At 74.6% G+C, this 16187-nt stretch carries 14 protein-coding genes and 2 pseudogenes; 7 read left to right on the plus strand and 9 right to left on the minus strand.

Going from position 1 to position 16187, the window contains the following annotated elements; genetic code table 11:
- Positions 1-34 precede the first annotated feature (34 nt).
- Complete coding sequence (locus ACFVYK_RS30510; protein ID WP_389779580.1) at positions 35-400, plus strand: DUF6479 family protein; 366 nt, start codon at positions 35-37, stop codon at positions 398-400.
- Positions 401-479: 79 nt separating this feature from the next.
- On the opposite strand, the gene ACFVYK_RS30515 is transcribed toward ACFVYK_RS30510, so the two are convergent.
- From ACFVYK_RS30515 to ACFVYK_RS30535, 5 genes are all read right to left on the minus strand, one after another.
- On the minus strand, positions 480-2867 hold the full coding sequence (locus tag ACFVYK_RS30515) for an ATP-binding cassette domain-containing protein (RefSeq protein WP_389779582.1): 2388 nt from the start codon (positions 2865-2867) through the stop codon (positions 480-482).
- A 219-nt stretch (positions 2868-3086) separates the two neighbouring features.
- Positions 3087-4064: a RimK family alpha-L-glutamate ligase gene (locus ACFVYK_RS30520; RefSeq protein ID WP_389779584.1), complete on the minus strand. Its 978-nt coding sequence runs from the start codon at positions 4062-4064 to the stop codon at positions 3087-3089.
- A 512-nt stretch (positions 4065-4576) separates the two neighbouring features.
- Positions 4577-5038: an RpiB/LacA/LacB family sugar-phosphate isomerase gene (locus ACFVYK_RS30525; protein ID WP_389779586.1), complete on the minus strand. Its 462-nt coding sequence runs from the start codon at positions 5036-5038 to the stop codon at positions 4577-4579.
- 161 nt (positions 5039-5199) lie between these two features.
- A complete protein-coding gene (locus tag ACFVYK_RS30530; RefSeq protein WP_389779587.1) occupies positions 5200-6126 on the minus strand; it encodes a hypothetical protein in 927 nt (308 codons plus the stop codon).
- Positions 6127-6380: 254 nt separating this feature from the next.
- The gene (locus ACFVYK_RS30535; protein ID WP_389779589.1) at positions 6381-7130 is read right to left on the minus strand and encodes a YqjF family protein; all 750 of its coding nucleotides are present in this window, start codon (positions 7128-7130) and stop codon (positions 6381-6383) included.
- 303 nt (positions 7131-7433) lie between these two features.
- On the opposite strand from ACFVYK_RS30535, the gene ACFVYK_RS30540 reads away from it, so the two are divergent.
- Positions 7434-7961, plus strand: coding sequence for a hypothetical protein (locus tag ACFVYK_RS30540; protein WP_389779591.1), 528 nt, complete (start codon positions 7434-7436; stop codon positions 7959-7961).
- Between the two features lie 105 nt (positions 7962-8066).
- On the opposite strand, the gene ACFVYK_RS30545 is transcribed toward ACFVYK_RS30540, so the two are convergent.
- The 3 genes from ACFVYK_RS30545 to ACFVYK_RS30555 are packed head-to-tail and all read right to left on the minus strand — an operon-like array spanning position 8067 to position 11247.
- On the minus strand, positions 8067-9089 hold the full coding sequence (locus ACFVYK_RS30545) for a TolB family protein (protein ID WP_389779593.1): 1023 nt from the start codon (positions 9087-9089) through the stop codon (positions 8067-8069).
- Positions 9086-10351 (minus strand): MFS transporter, encoded by a 1266-nt coding sequence (locus ACFVYK_RS30550; RefSeq protein WP_389779595.1) that lies wholly within the window; start codon positions 10349-10351, stop codon positions 9086-9088. Before ACFVYK_RS30550 ends, ACFVYK_RS30545 begins: the two co-directional genes overlap by 4 nt.
- A gap of 5 nt (positions 10352-10356) precedes the next feature.
- Complete coding sequence (locus ACFVYK_RS30555; protein ID WP_389779597.1) at positions 10357-11247, minus strand: alkaline phosphatase family protein; 891 nt, start codon at positions 11245-11247, stop codon at positions 10357-10359.
- Between the two features lie 376 nt (positions 11248-11623).
- On the opposite strand from ACFVYK_RS30555, the gene dhaK reads away from it, so the two are divergent.
- Genes dhaK through ACFVYK_RS30570 form a run of 3 tightly spaced genes read left to right on the plus strand, consistent with a single transcriptional unit; the run spans position 11624 to position 13680 of the window.
- On the plus strand, positions 11624-12616 hold the full coding sequence (dhaK, locus tag ACFVYK_RS30560) for a dihydroxyacetone kinase subunit DhaK (RefSeq protein WP_389779599.1): 993 nt from the start codon (positions 11624-11626) through the stop codon (positions 12614-12616).
- A gap of 46 nt (positions 12617-12662) precedes the next feature.
- Positions 12663-13262: a dihydroxyacetone kinase subunit DhaL gene (gene dhaL / locus ACFVYK_RS30565; protein WP_389779601.1), complete on the plus strand. Its 600-nt coding sequence runs from the start codon at positions 12663-12665 to the stop codon at positions 13260-13262.
- A gap of 7 nt (positions 13263-13269) precedes the next feature.
- Positions 13270-13680, plus strand: a complete 411-nt coding sequence (locus ACFVYK_RS30570) for a PTS fructose transporter subunit IIA (RefSeq protein WP_389779603.1) — start codon at positions 13270-13272, stop codon at positions 13678-13680.
- A 409-nt stretch (positions 13681-14089) separates the two neighbouring features.
- Here the strand turns inward: ACFVYK_RS30570 and ACFVYK_RS30575 are convergent.
- Positions 14090-14818 (minus strand): annotated as a pseudogene (locus ACFVYK_RS30575) (glycoside hydrolase family 75 protein); the annotation flags it as partial.
- A 202-nt stretch (positions 14819-15020) separates the two neighbouring features.
- Here ACFVYK_RS30575 and ACFVYK_RS30580 point away from each other — a divergent pair.
- Together ACFVYK_RS30580 and ACFVYK_RS30585 are read left to right on the plus strand one after the other, a co-directional pair.
- Positions 15021-15416: a signal peptidase I gene (locus ACFVYK_RS30580; protein WP_389779605.1), complete on the plus strand. Its 396-nt coding sequence runs from the start codon at positions 15021-15023 to the stop codon at positions 15414-15416.
- A gap of 285 nt (positions 15417-15701) precedes the next feature.
- Positions 15702-16187 (plus strand): annotated as a pseudogene (locus ACFVYK_RS30585) (hypothetical protein); the annotation flags it as partial.

Here is a 16187-nt window from a genome sequence, read left to right on the forward strand (position 1 = left end):
GATTCATCCCCTTTTTTATGGGTATCCAGCCGGTATGACTAACGCAAGCCAGCAGCTGGCCGCCGCGAGCGGCCTGCTCAGCCTCGGGCTGTTCGTGGTCGGCATGGCCCTCATCGGCCTGCTCGGCGGGAGCTTCTGGCTGGGCGCGCGCGTCAAGTCGCGCGAGTCGGCCCGGCCGCGCCCCGAGGAACAGCCGCACCTCCCACCGGGCGGCGCGGTCCACGAGATCCGCGAGAACCGGGAGCCCGAAGAGGTGCCCCGGATGACGGAGGGCGGCCGACCCCTGACCCCCTACGAACTCACCAACATGCAGACCCGGGCCAGCACGGACAAGAAGCGCCCGCGCTGGAGCCGGGGCAGCAGCGGCTCGTTCGGCGGGGGCGGCCTGGGCGCCCACTGAACGTCCGGCGGCGGCTCGTTCCCGGGCCCGCGTCGGCGGCTCGTTCCCGGGTCCGCGGGCGCGGGCCCGGTCGGACGCCTCAGGCGCCCACGTAAGCCGCGAGGTGCTCCGCGGTGAGGGTGGAACGGGTCGCGACGAGATCGGCCGGCGTGCCCTCGAAGACGATCCGTCCGCCGTCGTGGCCGGCGCCCGGGCCGAGGTCGATGATCCAGTCGGCGTGCGCCATCACCGCCGGGTGGTGCTCGACGACGATGACGGACTTGCCCGAGTCGACGAGGCGGTCCAGGAGGCCGAGCAGCTGTTCGACGTCGGCGAGGTGCAGGCCGGTGGTCGGCTCGTCCAGAACGTACACGCCGCCCTTCTCGGCCATGTGGGTGGCCAGCTTGAGCCGCTGGCGCTCACCGCCGGACAGCGTGGTGAGCGGCTGGCCGAGGCTCAGGTAGCCGAGCCCGACGTCGGCGAGACGGGTCAGCACGCGGTGCGCGGCCGGCGTGGCCGCCTCACCCGCGCCGAAGAACTCCGCGGCCTCGGTCACCGGCATGGCGAGCACCTCGCTGATGTCGCGGCCGCCGAGACGGTACTCCAGGACCGACGCCTGGTACCGCTTGCCCTCGCACTCCTCGCAGGTGGTGGCGACGCCCGCCATCATCGCCAGATCGGTGTAGACGACGCCGACGCCGTTGCAGGTGGGGCAGGCGCCCTCCGAGTTGGCGCTGAACAGCGCCGGTTTCACGCCGTTGGCCTTCGCGAAGGCCTTGCGGATCGGTTCGAGCAGCCCGGTGTAGGTGGCCGGGTTGCTGCGCCGCGAGCCGCGGATCGCGCCCTGGTCGACCGAGACGACGCCCTCGCCGGCCGGGACCGAGCCGTGCACGAGCGAGCTCTTGCCCGACCCGGCCACCCCGGTGACGACGACCAGCACCCCGAGGGGGATGTCGACGTCCACGTCGCGCAGGTTGTGCGCCGAGGCGCCGCGGATCTCCAGGGCGCCGGCGGGCTCGCGCACCGTCTTCTTCAGGGCGGCCCGGTCGTCGAGGTGGCGGCCGGTGATCGTGTCGCCGGCCCGCAGCCCTTCGACGGTGCCCTCGAAGCAGACGCTGCCGCCCGCCGCGCCGGCGCCGGGGCCGAGGTCCACGACGTGGTCGGCGATCGCGATCGTCTGCGGCTTGTGCTCCACGACGAGCACGGTGTTGCCCTTGTCCCGCAGCCGCAGCAGCAGGTCGTTCATCCGGCTGATGTCGTGCGGGTGCAGGCCGGTGGTGGGCTCGTCGAAGACGTAGGTGACGTCGGTGAGCGAGGAGCCGAGGTGGCGGATCATCTTGACGCGCTGGGCTTCGCCGCCCGACAGGGTGCCGGAGGGGCGGTCGAGCGAGAGGTAGCCGAGGCCGATCTCCGCGAAGGAGTCGAGCGAGTGCTGCAGCGCGCCGAGCAACGGGGCCACCGAGGGATCGTCGAGCCCGCGGACCCACTCGGCCAGGTCGCTGATCTGCATCGCGCAGGCGTCGGCGATGCTGGCGCCGTCGATCTTCGAGGAGCGGGCGCCCTCGCTCAGCCGGGTGCCCTCGCACTCGGGGCAGACGGAGAACGTCGTCGCGCGCTCGACGAAGGCGCGGACGTGCGGCTGCAGCGCGTCGACGTCCTTGGACAGCATCGACTTCTGGATCTTCGGGATCAGACCCTCGTACGTCAGGTTGACGCCCTCGACCTTGATCTTGGTCGGCTCCTTGTGCAGCAGGTCGTGCAGTTCCCGCTTGGTGAACCTCCTGATCGGCTTGTCCGGGTCGAAGAAGCCGCAGCCGGTGAAGATGCGGCCGTACCAGCCGTCCATGCTGTACCCGGGGATCGTCAGCGCGCCCTCGTTGAGGGACTTGCTGTCGTCGTAGAGCTGGGTGAGGTCGATGTCGGAGACCGTGCCGCGGCCCTCACAGCGTGGGCACATGCCGCCGGTGCGGGAGTAGGTCGCCTTCACCGCCTTCTTGTTGCCGCGCTCCACGGTGATGGCGCCGCTCGCCCGCACGGAGGCGGTGTTGAAGGAGTAGGCGCTGGGCGGACCGATGTGCGGGCGCGCGAGCCGGCTGAAGAGGATGCGCAGCATCGCGTTGGCGTCGGTGGCGGTGCCCACGGTGGAGCGCGGGTCGACTCCCAGTCTCTGCTGGTCGACGATGATCGCGGTCGTCAGCCCGTCGAGCACGTCGACCTCGGGACGCGCCAGGTTCGGCATGAAGCCCTGCACGAAGGCGCTGTAGGTCTCGTTGATCAGCCGCTGCGACTCCGCGGCGATCGTGTCGAAGACCAGGGAGCTCTTGCCCGAGCCGGAGACCCCCGTGAACACCGTCAGCCGGCGCTTGGGGATCTCGATGCTGACGTCCTTGAGGTTGTTCTCGCGCGCCCCGTGCACCCTGATGAGGTCATGGCTGTCGGCGAGGTGCGGCTCGGGCGACCGGCGCTGCGTCCTGTGGGCCGTGCTCATCGTCTCTCCATCCTCGGGGGCCGCCCGGTCCGGACCGGCGTCGCCCGGCTCGTGCCGTCGGACGCCACGCTAGCCGGAGCGCGGCGGCGGGCGCTTCTCCGATCCTGATCGGCTCGGCCGCGTTCCGTCCCCGCCGGAGCCGGACCGCGGCCCGTTCCCGGTGCGGGCCCCCGCCGGCGGCCGGGGTGCGGCCGACGGACGAGGGCCCAAGGGCCTGGTTCAGGCGGAAGCGGTGAGCCCCGGGCGCGGGCCGCCGCGGGCCGGCGCCAGGGCGTCGAGGTGCGCCTGGACGTAGGGCACGGCCACGGCGTGCAGTTCGCGTTCGCCGTCGACGAAGGCGGGCTGCACGTTGACCTCGAAGACGACCCCGCCGTTCTCCACGGCGAGGTCGACGCCGGCGAAGGGCAGTCCCACCGACGCGGTGGCCGCGACGGCGAGTTCGGCGAGCCGGGGCGGGAGCTCCGACGCGGAGAGGTGCACGGCGGTGGCGCCCTGGCAGGTGTTGCAGGGGGTGTCGGTCGCCGGCTGCAGATGCTCACGGGCGTGCACGACCCGGTCGCCCAGGACGAACACCCGGAACTGGTGGCGCAGGCCGTCGGCGGTGACGTTGCCCGCGTCGCGGGACAGGAGCCAGTCGGTGTCGCGTTCGGCGTAGTAGACGGCGGCGCGCTCCAGCTGGGCGGGGGTGGTGACATGGAAGGTGTCGCTGCCGCCGGTGCCGACGACGGGCCTGGCCCAGGTGTCGCGGCCGAGCCGCTCGAACACGTCGGCCGCTTCGCGCGCGGAGGGCCGCGACAGCACCGCGGTCTCCATCTGGGCGATGCCGTCCCGCAGGAAGCGTTCGACGGTGAGGTTCTTCTCGGTCGCGGTCCGCCAGGCCTCCGGGCCGGCGGCGAGGGTCGCCACGCCGTGGCTGTCCAGGACTCGCTGGAATCCGGCGAGGGCCCGCCGGTGGTGCGGCGGGATCTCGTAGAGCAGGACGACGTCGGGCACGAAGTCGAGCCGCTGCTCGGGGACCTGCAGGCGTAACCGGTTCCCGTGCCGGGCGGCGCGACCGGTTCCGCCGGTCGCGAAGTGCCGGGAGTCGACCCGGACGGGAGGTGCGCCGGTCAGCAGCTCCACGGCGTCGGCGAGGTATTCACGGCAGCCTTCGGGCGATGTGGGGTCGGCGATCAGGGCGATGCACGGTCGGGTCACAGCGGCCTCCAGGGGCTCTCGACGTGCGCTCGTGCCGCGGGCGGCCCACGCGCGGTCCGAGCGGGTCACGGATGGTGCCTGTCGCGTGGGTGGTCGTCACACCCGTCGCCCGGGCGACGCCGGTGTGCGGAGCCGTTGCGGGTCCGGCGGCGCCGGGCGGGGACGGGTGACCACGGGCCGGTGGGGCTCGCCCCGCGGGATCCGCGCGGGCCGGGCCGACCACTGTAGGCGCCCGGCGGGACTCCGTGCCAGGGCGCACGACGGTCCCCCTCCTGCCCCTCGTCCTGCGCCGTCCGCCCCGCTCCGTGCGCCCTGCCCGGCCGCGGGCGAGCCTTCGCCTCGGGTCGACGGACATCTCGGGTTCCCTTCCCGGGCGGGTTCGCTCGCAGGCGTATGTCTGTCCTTACCTGCCCGCCCTGCCGCGTCACCTGCCCGCCCTGCCGCGTCCGCCGGGTACCGGCAGGGCCGGGCGACCATACGGAGGAGCGGAGCCGTCCGTAAGGGGGCGCGCGCTACCCGGGCGAACCCGCCCGGCCGGCGTCGAGGCTCTCGACGTGGGCCACGTTCTGCCGGTCCTCGGCGTCCCCGCCCGTCTCGGCCGAGAACCAGGCGTCCAGGATCTCCCTCAGCAGCGGCTCGGACGTCAGGCGCAGGCTGAGCGCGAGGACGTTCGCGTCGTTCCAGCGGCGGGCCCCGTCGGCGGTGTACGCGTCGGCGCACAGCGCGGCCCGGACGCCGGGCACCTTGTTCGCGGCGATCGACGCGCCGGTGCCGGTCCAGCAGCACACCACCGCCTGCTCGGAGGTGCCGTCGGCGACGTCCCGCGCGGCCGCCTCCGAGCACACCGCCCATCGCGGGTCGTCGCCGGGGCGCAGGGCCCCGTGCGGGACGACGTCGTGCCCGCGGCCGCGCAGTTCGGCGACGAGGGCGCGCGCCACCGGTTCGTCCATGTCCGAGGAAACGGAGATCCGCATGCGAGGAAGCCTACTGAGAGGGGCCCGGTCCTGTCGCGATCAGAACCGGGCCGGCGACGCGGAGAGGACACCACCAGGCCCCGGCCGGCCCGCTTGCGCCCCCGGCTCGGCCCCTGCCCGGCCCACCGCGTCCGGCCCGGTCAGGGATCGCCGGTCGCCGGTCACTCGTCGCGGGTGACCCTCACGGGTGACCGGTCGGCGGCCCCCGGTCGTCCGGGAGGGCCCCACGTGCCGTCGGTGAGCCCGACCGGGTTGGCGTCCGGGACGATCCCGGAGTCCAGGACGGTGCGTGCCAGCGGTTCCAGCAGCCGGGCGAGGCGGGCGGTGGCATCGGGGCCCAGGGCCGTCCACGGCGCTGCCGCGGCGGCGTCCGTGTCGGCTTCGATCTGCTCGCGGGCGGCCGCCCCGGCCGCGGTGAGACGCCCCTGCGCGTCGAGCCAGCCGCGCTCCCCCAGCTCCTCCTGCGCGGCCCGCCACGGCCCGGAGCCCCATTGGCGGGTGCGGCGCTGGAACTCCGCGTCGGTCTCCCCCGCCGCGCTCTTGAGCACCATCGCCGCCACCGGCCCCAGCCGGCGGCTCACCAGCACCGCCACATGGCCGTCGCCGCGGTGTTCGCGCAGGGTGGTCACGGCCTGCCAGAGCCTGACGTGAGGCTGCGCGGGGCGGGGCAGCGCCTGGTTGGCGGCGCTCAGCACACGTCCCGCCGTGTCCGCGGCCAGGGCCGCCCGCCAGGCGAGGTCGGCGGCCTCGGCCAGGTCGGCGGAGGCGACGACGTCGGGGCCGTACAGGCTGGTCATCGCCGCGTCCACGGCCCGCTCGCGCGCCTGGAGCACCTGCTGCGGAGAGGCGAGCTGCCAGGCGTCCGGCAGCGCACGCGCCACCCGGTCGGGGTGGAAGACGTGGAAGCAACCGGTGACGACGGCGGCCGGAGCGGGCCCGAGGGGCGCCGCGCGCAGGGCGAAGTAACCCATCCAGTAGCCGCGCATCCCGAGGCCGTCGGCCGTCTCGCGCACCTCGGGGGCGAAGTAGACGAGCTGATGGACCGGCTCGAACCTCTCCCACATCGTCCGTGCGATCGTGTCACTCACTTACGGGTCCTCCCGGTCCGTCGTCCGCGGAAGCGGCGAGCGCCGTCAGGCAGCATCCGTCATGACAGCCGTCATAACAACCCCGCCCACGGCGACATGCGCCGGCTGCCGAACGGGGCGGAGGGCGCCCGCCCGGGCGGCGACGCGCGTGAACCGGTGGCACGCCTCCGGTGAGCCCGTGGGTCCGAGGCCGCGGGCGGCCGGGAAGCGGTGGCGGCGTGCGTCGCGCGAGGTCACGGCGTCGTCGCGCGAGGTCACGGCGTCGGAATGCCCGCCGGGGCGGCCGGGCGCGCCGGACGGTCGAAGCGGACCGGGACCCCCGGTGAGTACAGCACGCTCACCGGCTCCCGCGTCGGCGCCGGCAGGCCCGCCGCCGCGATCAGGTCCTCCTCGCACTCCACGAGCTCGGCCCGGTGCAGCGGCCAGCGCGGGTGGGCGTTGGGCAGGTACATCGGCCGGCCGAAGAAGGCGCTGTGCAGGCCCCAGCGCGCGGTCAGGAAGTGCTCCAGCGCGGTGGGCTCCCCGATCCGCGCGCCCACCCGCACCGCGAGCCGGCTGCGGGCGCCGCGCGGACCCGGCCACCGGCGGCTGCTGGTGTAGGCGACGGTGTCGCCGTCGACGTCGATCGTCATGCGCGACCACACGTAGGGCAGCCGGAAGCCGACCCGCGCCACGGCCACCGGCAGCAGGCGGGACGCGTCGAGCGAGCGGAAGACCACGCCCCGGCGCCCGTGCGCGTCCACCGAGTACAGACGGACGTTCGTCTCGGGGAACGAGCCGAGATAGGGCACGCCCGGCAGGCGGAACCAGCCCACGCGGTGCATCCGGAACGCGACCAGACCGACGTAGGTGACGCCGTCCAGGGTGTCCGGGACGGTTCCGGGCGGCAGCAGTCCGGCCACGTCCGCGGGATCGGCCGCCCAGTGCAGGAAGGTCAGGTTCAGCCAGGACTGGGTGAGCAGCGGGCGCGCCACCGCGGCCGGCGCGTCGGGTGTGACCGGCATGACCGGTGCGACCGGTGCGACGGGTGTGAGGGGCGCGACAGGTCGCGACGGGTCCGGGGCGGGTGGCTGCGGTGTGTGCGGCACCGCTCCAGTATCACCGAGGGCCGCCCCGCGCCGACCTGGGCCGCCCCTGGTCCTCCCGGGCCGTCCTGCGCCCGCAGCTTCCGCGACCGCCTCTCCGGCAGCCGCGGCCCTGTGGCCGAGGACACATGTCGTCGCGTGCGGGTCGCGGGCTACGGTTCTCGGCAGCTCCCCCCCTTCTCCACGCTGCTCTTCGCCGCCGCACCTTCCGGAGGGCCCACCGTGTTCGCCGACCTCTCCTCGCTCATCGCCGCCACCGCGCAATGGCTGACGCGGGCCTATCCGGCGAGCGGCGGCGCGCTCGCCTGCGCGCTGTGCGAGGCGCAGGCCCGGCAGGCGGCGACGGTCGCGGCCTGGCTGCGCTACCCGACCGCCACGGACGCCGCCCTGGTCGGCCTGGCGGGCCCGGGCGGCTCGGCGCGCCTGGACTGGATCAGCGGCGCGGACGCCGACGCCGACCTGGCCGACGGCGACCGGGCCTGGCGGACCTGGGTGGACGAGGTGGTGGCGAGTTGGGCGGCCTGTCTGCTCGGCGACGCCGGCCTGGCCGCCGGGGCGGTGGCCGCGCTCACCGGAGCGGACCAGGTGCCGGGGACGACGCCCGGCTTCCGACGCCTGGTGGCCCCCGACGACCGCGACCTCAGCGCCGCGGCGCTGCTGCGGCACCCCGATCTCCTCGCTCCGGTGGCAGGCCTTCACCGCGGCCGGCTCCTCGACCGCCTCGGCCGGGGTCAGGCCCTCGTCGCCTGAGCCGCCGGCCGGAGCCGATGACGTTCTCGTCGTGACCGTTGTCCCGCGCCTGCCGCCGGAGCGCCCTGTCGCCGGACGGCGGCTCCTCGCGGCCCCAGGGCGCTCTCACTCCACGTAGGCGGGGGCGACGGCCGAGGTCATCAGCGGGCGGGCCGCGCCGGAGCCGTCGGCGGGAACGCTCCACAGGTCCGAGCCGTAGTCGCCGGGGAGGGCGTAGACGAGGGTCGAGCCGTCGGCCCACAGAGCCTGGTCGTCGACGCTGCGCCGCTCGGCGGTCGCCGTCTCCCGCATCGTGCGCAGGTCCAGGACGTACAGGCGCCAGGGCGCGTCGGCCGGTGCGCCCTCGACGCGTTTCTTGTAGGCGAGGCGCGCGCCGTCCGGGGAGAGGGAGGGGCATTCCACGTTGCGGTGCACGGTGGTGAGGGTGCGCGCGGTGAGGTCGCCCCGAACGAGGTAGGTCCGGCCGCCCGTCGCCAGCGTGGCGTAGAAGCGGGTGTCGTCGGCGAAGGTGACACCCCAGACGTTGACGTCGGCGGCCTGGTAGGGGCGGCCGTCCTTGACGACGTGGAAGGTCTCCAGGTTGTCGTCGATCGCCCAGGTGCGGGTGTCGACGACGGCGGTGCGGGTGGAGAAGTCCGTGCCGGCGTAGGAGTCCCCGCTGACGAAGACCGTCCAGGCCACCAGGTGGCCGGAGGGCGAGACCCGCGCCCGGGTGGGGATGCCCGCCGCCGGGAAGCGGCGCCGTTCGCGCAGGTGCGCGTCGAGCACCACCGCCCGGTAGCCGTCCCGCAGCGCGCCGTGCACGGCCTGCAGGCAGACGCCGGTGCCGGCCGCGGCGTGGAAGCGCAGGCACGTGACGCCCGACGCGGTGCGCGGGCCCTGCGGACGTTCGGCGGGCACCGTGGCGATCTCGTCGCGGTGCGGGCCCCAGGCCAGGTTGCGCACCAGCAGCCGGCGTCCGCCCGTGGGCAGCAGCGAGACGCTCCCGGCCCGTACGGCCGGACCGTCCGCCTGCTGCTGGTCGCGCAGCCCGGACCGGTGGGCGGCGTGCAGCACGGCCCCGGCGCCGACGGTCCCCAGCAGCAGGACGGCGGCCAGCAGGATCGCCAGGCGGGTGGTTCTGGTCATGCGGTCGCCTCCTCGCCGCCGCGGAGCACGAACGCGGCGACGACGGCTCCGACGGCGAGCGCCCCCGCGGTGACGGACAGTGCCGTGCGCGGGCCCCACAGGTTCCAGGCCGCGCCGAAGGCGAGCGAGCAGGCGAACCGGGCCAGCGCCTGCCCGGTGCCGACCAGCGCCTGCCCCGCGCCCTGGTGGCCGGCCGGGACGGCCTCGGCGGTGGCGGCCGCGAGGACGCCGTCCGTGGCCGCGTAGAACGCGCCGTGCAGCACGAGGACGGCGATCACGGCAGGGACGCCGTCCCACGGGCACAGGACGAGGCCGTAGCCGGCGAGCAGCACGCCGTGACCGGCCAGGAAGAGCCGCCGCCGGCTGACCCGGTCGGCGAGCACGCCGAGGGGCACGGCCAGCGTGAGGAAGACGCCGGCGGTGCCCAGCGGCAGCAGCGGGAACAGGTGGGCGGGCAGGTCCCCGTCGCGCTGCAGCAGCAGATACAGGAAGGAGTCGCTGACGGTGGTCAGGCCGAGCAGGGTCGCGCACGCGATGAGCCGGCGCAGTCGCGGGCGGCGCAGCAGCCCGAGCGCGTCCCGCAGCGTCGGCTGCTGCGGCCCGGACGGCCCGACGGCCGCGGCGCAGGCGACCTGCCGGGGCACGAACAGCACCAGCACCAGGACGCCGAGCACGGCGACGCAGCCGCTGACCGCGAAGACCGCGTCGTAGCCGTCGACGGTGGCCCGCAGCACCGCGAAGGCGGCGAGCGGGCCGAGCAGCGCGCCGGTGGTGTCCATGGCGCGGTGCACGCCGAACGCCCTGCCCCGGCGCCCGGGCTCGGTGGCCAGCGAGATCATCGCGTCCCGGGGCGCCGTGCGCAGTCCCTTGCCGGTACGGTCGGCCGCGAGCACCGCGCTGATCGCCGGGAGGCTGTGGGCGAGCAGCAGCAGCGGTTTGCACACCGCCGACAGTCCGTATCCGAGGCCCGCCACCGCTTTGTGCCGGCGTCCTCCCCGGTCGGCGAGGTGGCCGCCGGCCAGCCGCACCAGCGCGCCGACGCCGTTGTTGATGCCGTCGAGGAGCCCGAAGCCGAGCGGCGACAGACCGAGGCCCGTGATCACGTACAGCGGCAGGACGGCGGTGACCATCTCCGAGGAGACGTCGGTGATCAGGCTGACCGCCCCCAGCGCCAGCACGGTGGAGGGCACCGCGGCCGGCCGTCGCCCCGGACCGGAGTCCGGGGCGGCGGCGGTCGCGGCGCGGGAGTCCGCGAGGTACACCGGCGTCAGTTCCAGATGCCGGTGATGTCGGACGCCGCGGCCGCGTTGCCCGCGTGCGCGCTCAGCCCGGCGAGGTCCTCCAGGGTGCGCAGCACGTTGTAGTGGTTGTAGGTGGCGGAGCTGGAGCTGCCGGGCGTGACGTGCTCTCCGTAGAAGAGGGTGGGGATGCGGTTGCCGGACAGCCTGTTGTCCTCGTCGAAGGTGACGGCGAGGACGCTGTTGTGGGTCCTGGCCCAGGCGGCGTACGCGCCCAGCTTGTTCTTGATCCAGGTGTCCCCCGTGGAGACCGAGCAGTCGTGCATGTCGCTGCACAGGTTCGGCACGACGAAGGACACCTTCGGCAGGGTCGTGTAGTCGGTCGGGAACTGCGCGAACGTCTTCGCGGTGTTCGTCGGCACGTTGGAGAAGGCGAACCACGGGTTGTGCTTCTGGGCGTAGTCGCCGCTGCTGCACGTCGTCGAACCCTGGCTGGGCAGCGACTCGTTGTAGCTCGCCCACGTCTTGCCCTCGGCGATCAGCTCCGAGGCCAGGTTCGGCTTGGAGAGGGACCCGACGGAGACGCAGCTGTCGTCGGTGCGGCCCTGGTTGGAGCCCGAGAACAGCATGTAGTAGTTCGGTTCGCTGGGGTGGGTGAGACCGTAGGACTGCGTGAGGTCGGCGCCGCCCGCCTTGAGGGTGTTGTTGAGGTACGGGGCGCTGGAGCTGCCGATCACCTGCGCGTAGGCGTGGTTCTCCATGACCACCACCACGACGTGGTCGGGGGCGGGGAGCGCGGCGGCCTGCGCGGTGGAGGCGGTGGCGGACCACACCCCGATCGACGTGGCGGTGAGGGCGACGGCGCCGGCGAGGGCGGCGAGGGGGTGCCTGGTGCGCTGGGGATCCTTGACGGCGGCCATGACGGTCCTCCGGACAGAAGCGACGGTGTGGGGGGGCGGCGGCGTAACCCTACGAGTCCGAAGCCCACTCTGCGTGAAGAGCAGACGAACGGTGGACCCTCGCCGGGCGAAGGTCCCGCAGACACAAGTAACGCACGGCAGAACTCTCCGGGCGCCTCGTCCGCAGCGACGAATTCTCGGCGGACCGGGTACCGACTCGCCCCGCAGGTACGGCAGTTGCTCTCCGGCCACCCGATCCGGCGCCGCCGGAGCGCCGGTCCGGGCGGGGGCCCGTCCCCGATCGCCGCGCGCCGCCGCGTCCGCCAAGTGACCCAGCCCGGCCTGACCGGCAGAATGGAGGTGGTGCCGCATCTACTAGCCTCACTGGGAGGTATCCATGAGGATGCTGATCAACGTTCCCGAGACCGTCGTCGCGGATGCGCTGCGCGGGATGGCGGCCGCTCATCCCGAACTGATCGTCGACGTCGACAACCGGGTGATCGTACGGCGGGACGCTCCGGTGGCGGGCAAGGTGGGGCTGGTGTCCGGCGGCGGCTCGGGGCACGAGCCGTTGCACGGCGGTTTCGTCGGGCCGGGCATGCTCTCCGCGGCCTGTCCGGGCGAGGTGTTCACCTCGCCGGTGCCGGACCAGATGGTGCGCGCGGCCGCGGCCGTCGACAGCGGGGCCGGCGTGCTGTTCGTGGTGAAGAACTACACCGGCGACGTGCTCAACTTCGACATGGCGGCCGAGCTCGCCGAGGACGAGGGCATCCAGGTCGCGAAGGTCCTGGTCGACGACGACGTGGCCGTCACCGACAGCCTCTACACGGCCGGTCGGCGCGGCACGGGCGCGACGCTGTTCGTGGAGAAGATCGCCGGGGCCGCGGCCGAGGAGGGGCAGCCGCTGGAGCGGGTCGAGGCGATCGCCCGGCAGGTCAACGAGAGCTCCCGCAGCTTCGGTGTGGCGCTCAGCGCCTGCACGACGCCCGCCAAGGGCAGTCCGACCTTCGACCTGCCGGCCGGCGAGCTGGAACTGGGCGTCGGCATCCACGGCGAGCCGGGGCGGGAGCGGCGGCCGATGATGACCTCCGGCGAGATCGCCGACTTCGCCGTCCAGGCGATCCTCGACGACATCACCCCCGGCAACCCGGTCCTCGTCCTGGTCAACGGCATGGGCGCGACGCCGCTGCTGGAGCTGTACGGCTTCAACGCGGAGGTGCAGCGGGTGCTGGCGCAGCGCGGGGTGGTCGTCGCCCACACGCTCGTCGGCAACTATGTGACCTCCCTCGACATGGCCGGCGCCTCGGTCACCCTCTGCGAGGTCGACGAGGAGCGGCTGCGCCTGTGGAACGCGCCGGTGAAGACGGCCGGCCTGCGCTGGGGCGTCTGAGGCAGGGACAGGCGCTCGGACCGTACCGACCACGCAAGGAGACCCAGTGCTCGACGCCGACTTCTTCCGCCGTTGGATGACGGCGACCGCCGCGTCCGTGGACCGCGAGGCGGACCGGCTCACCGCCCTCGACTCGCCCATCGGGGACGCCGATCACGGCAGCAACCTCCGGCGCGGATTCACCGCGGTGGCCGCGGCGCTGGAGAAGGAGTCGCCCACGACTCCCGGCGCTGTTCTGACGCTCGCGGGACGTCAGCTGATCTCGACGGTCGGCGGGGCCTCCGGGCCGCTGTACGGCACGCTGCTGCGGCGGACCGGCAAAGCGCTGGGCGACGCGGAACAGGTCGACGAGCAGCGGCTCGCCGAGGCGCTGCGCGCGGGCGTGGACGCCGTGATGCAGCTGGGCGGCGCCGCGCCCGGCGACAAGACCATGATCGACGCGCTCGTGCCGGCCGTCGACGCCCTCCCGGGCGGCTTCGGCGCCGCCCGCTCGGCCGCCGAGCAGGGCGCCGAGGCGACGACGCCGCTGCAGGCGCGCAAGGGCAGGGCCAGCTATCTCGGCGAGCGCAGCATCGGCCACCAGGATCCCGGCGCGACCTCGGCGGCGCTCCTCGTCGCCGCCCTGGCCGAGACCGAGGGGAAGTGAGGCGCCCGTGAGCGCGCAGAAGCCGGTCGGAGTCGTGCTGGTGTCGCACAGCGCGCAGGTGGCCGAGGCCGTGGCCCAACTGGCACGGGGTCTGGCGGCCGGCGGCGCTGCCGTGCCGGTCGCCGCGGCGGGCGGTACGGAGGGCGGCGGGCTGGGCACCAGCGCCGAGCTGGTCGCCGCCGCCGCCGCGTCCGTGGACCGGGGCGCCGGGGTCGCGGTCCTCGCCGATCTGGGCAGCGCCGTCCTCACGGTCAAGGCGCTGCTCGCGGAGGGGGACGAGCTGCCCGAGACCGCGCGTCTGGTGGACGCCCCCTTCGTGGAGGGGGCGGTGGCCGCGGTCGTCACGTCGGCCGCGGGCGCCGACCTCGACGCGGTGGAGGTGGCGGCCCAGGAGGCGTACACCTACCGCAAGGTGTGACCCGCGGCCCGGACCGGCCCCTCCTGCCCGCCCAGGGGGGCCGCCCGACGGAGCCGCTGAGCCGACCTGGGCCGGGCGGCCGCGAAGAGGCGAGCCGGGGAACGGTGCCTCGCACCGGTCCTGCACCGGCCGGCCGGCCGCGCGAGCCCTCTCACCAGTCCCCGTCGTCCTGCCCGGGTTGCTCGCTCTTCTCGGCGGCCGGGTCCCCGTGCGTGTCGGGGTTCTCCGCGGGGTCGGCCTGGGTCCCGCTCTCGGCGTCCGTCTCCTGGGGCGGTTCCGGGGGGTCCTGCGCGTCCGGCGCCGCGGCGGGCCCCCAGTCGTCCTGCGGGGCCCCCTCCTGCGGCGTCGTGACGGTTCCGGTCGCCGGTTGCCCTGAGGGTGGGGGCGTCGGCGGCTCGCTCGCCCCCGTTCCCCGCACGAACGCCCGCGCCAGCCGCTCCCCCACCGACACCGCGGAGGCGTGGCTCTCGATGGGCGTCGCACGGGAGTTCTTGAAGACGATGTAGGTGACGCCGGAGGGCGTGCCGCCGCCGTGCGGGTCGGGGCGGATGCCGAGCGCCTTCGCGGTGGCGTAGGACGCCTCGCCGATGATCTCGCGCGGCCCGATGTCGCCCACCACGGCGTACTGGACCCGGTCCCCGTAGACGACGGCCGCGACCGATCCTCCGCCCACCCCGTGGGCGCGGTAGTCCCACAGCGCGCTCACCCCGGGCACGACGATGTACGGCAGCGACTCGGCGCTCAGATAGCGGCCGTCGGACTGCTGGTAGGCGGTGGCGTCGGAGAACAGCGGGTCGGTGCCGCTGTTGCACCGGGAGCTCGGACGGCCGTCGCAGTCGATGTCCATGTCGGCCGTCCAGAACACCGCCTCGTCGGTGCCGCAGACCGGGACCGTGGCGGGCATGTCGTCATCGGTGCGGTAGCGGCCGCGCGAGACCGGGGTGCATTCGCGCACCCGGGTCAGCAGGTCGGCGGCCCGCACGCCGCCCTCCTTTCGGGACGCCGACGCCCCGGCCGCCGCCTTGCGGGACGCCGACGCCCCGGCCGCCGCCGGGGACGAGCGCACCGTGACGGACGGGGTGGCCGGGGCCAGCAGGGCCAGGCCGGCCGCGGCCAGCGTCAGCGACTTGACGCGCACGATGCGGGCCCCTTTCGTGAGGACGTTCGACGGACACTCAGAACAATCTGGTGTCGACCTCATCACGCGGCCACTCCGAGGGGGCCGTACGGTGCACGACGCGCGGGACGCGGCCCGCCGAGAGGACTACACGTCGCGTGGGGCGGGAGTCGGTACGCGGTCCCGGCGGCGCCGGTACGGCAGGCTGCTACCTTTCGGAGCCATGACCGACAGCGTGTACGTGGGCAATGCGGGCAACGACGCGGCCCTGGACCGCGGGTGGCTGCTGGGGCACTTCAAGGAGGCCTCCGATCCCCGCCACAGCGAGGCCGTCGAGATCAAGTGGGGTATCCACCCCCGGGGCGACGAGCGCGCCGAGTGGGTGACCGGTGAGGAGCGCACCGCCCTGCTGGTCCTCATCAGCGGGCGTTTCCGCGTGGAGCTGCCCGGGCGCACCGTTCTCCTGGCCCGGCAGGGGGACTACGTCGTGTGGGGCCACGGCGTCGACCACTCCTGGTTCGCGGAGGAGGAGTCCGTGGTGCTGACGGTGCGCTGGCCCTCGGTCCCCGGCTACGGCGTGACCGACGCGGACGACTCCCCGGTCGGCGCCTCGGCTTGAGCGTCACCCCCGCACGTCCGGGACGTGTCCGTCGGTGACCCGGTCGGGCGTCCGTTCGGACATCCGCTCGCCGGTCGAGCGAGGCCGTGCGGCCCCCGACCGACTCGCCTGTCCGCTCCGTTCTCCCCGCGGGGTACGGCGCTTGCGCCGGATCGGGTGAGCCGCAGTCCGTTTCCCCGTCGACGCGGTCGTCCGCCGCGTACGGTGAGCGCCGCCGGCGTCCCTGCCCGTGACGGCAGGGGCGGTGCAGGCGTTGTGGTCATGGGAAACGGGAGGAAGAGCGGGATGACGGAGGCTGCGGCGAGCGAGCAGGACGAACGTGTCCGGGGACGCAGGTGGACCGTGCGCCTGGACGCCGCCGAGCGCGGCAGCACAGCGGTGCGCGTCTCGTGCAGCCGCCCGTCCTGTGCACCGCGACGTCTGCCGTCCGCGGCCGTCGGCCGTGCGGCCGCGGTCACCCATCTGAAGGCTCACCTGCAGGCCGCCGCGGGGCCTCGGCCCCAGGCGTACTGCGCGTGCCGGGCGGAGAGCTGTCACACCCACATCCGCCCCGACGACCGGCGGACGCGGGGCGAGCCCTGGCGGTGCGGCGGCGCGGTCGTCCTCGCCGTGCTCACCGACCGGGAAGGCCGCTGGTGGCAGGCACTGGAGTGCTGTTCGCGCTGCGCGGCCGCCATGCCCGGCGCGAAGGTCGTCTCCGCCGCCCCCGCCCCGGCCTCCGCCGCCCCCGCCCCCGCCTCCGCGGCGCCGGCCCCCGCAGGCACGGCGCTG

The sequence above is a fragment of the Streptomyces sp. NPDC058291 genome (assembly GCF_042880855.1).
Taxonomy (GTDB): Bacteria; Actinomycetota; Actinomycetes; order Streptomycetales; family Streptomycetaceae; genus Streptomyces.

Excerpts from the sequence above, each read along its gene's own strand:
- dhaK (WP_389779599.1), top strand. The coding sequence starts at position 11,624 with ATGAGGATGCTGATCAACGTTCCCGAGACCGTCGTCGCGGATGCGCTG.
- ACFVYK_RS30555 (WP_389779597.1), bottom strand. The coding sequence starts at position 11,247 with ATGGCCGCCGTCAAGGATCCCCAGCGCACCAGGCACCCCCTCGCCGCC.
- ACFVYK_RS30515 (WP_389779582.1), bottom strand. The coding sequence starts at position 2,867 with ATGAGCACGGCCCACAGGACGCAGCGCCGGTCGCCCGAGCCGCACCTC.
- ACFVYK_RS30525 (WP_389779586.1), bottom strand. The coding sequence starts at position 5,038 with ATGCGGATCTCCGTTTCCTCGGACATGGACGAACCGGTGGCGCGCGCC.
- ACFVYK_RS30510 (WP_389779580.1), top strand. The coding sequence starts at position 35 with ATGACTAACGCAAGCCAGCAGCTGGCCGCCGCGAGCGGCCTGCTCAGC.
- ACFVYK_RS30535 (WP_389779589.1), bottom strand. The coding sequence starts at position 7,130 with ATGCCGGTCACACCCGACGCGCCGGCCGCGGTGGCGCGCCCGCTGCTC.
- ACFVYK_RS30545 (WP_389779593.1), bottom strand. The coding sequence starts at position 9,089 with ATGACCAGAACCACCCGCCTGGCGATCCTGCTGGCCGCCGTCCTGCTG.
- ACFVYK_RS30580 (WP_389779605.1), top strand. The coding sequence starts at position 15,021 with ATGACCGACAGCGTGTACGTGGGCAATGCGGGCAACGACGCGGCCCTG.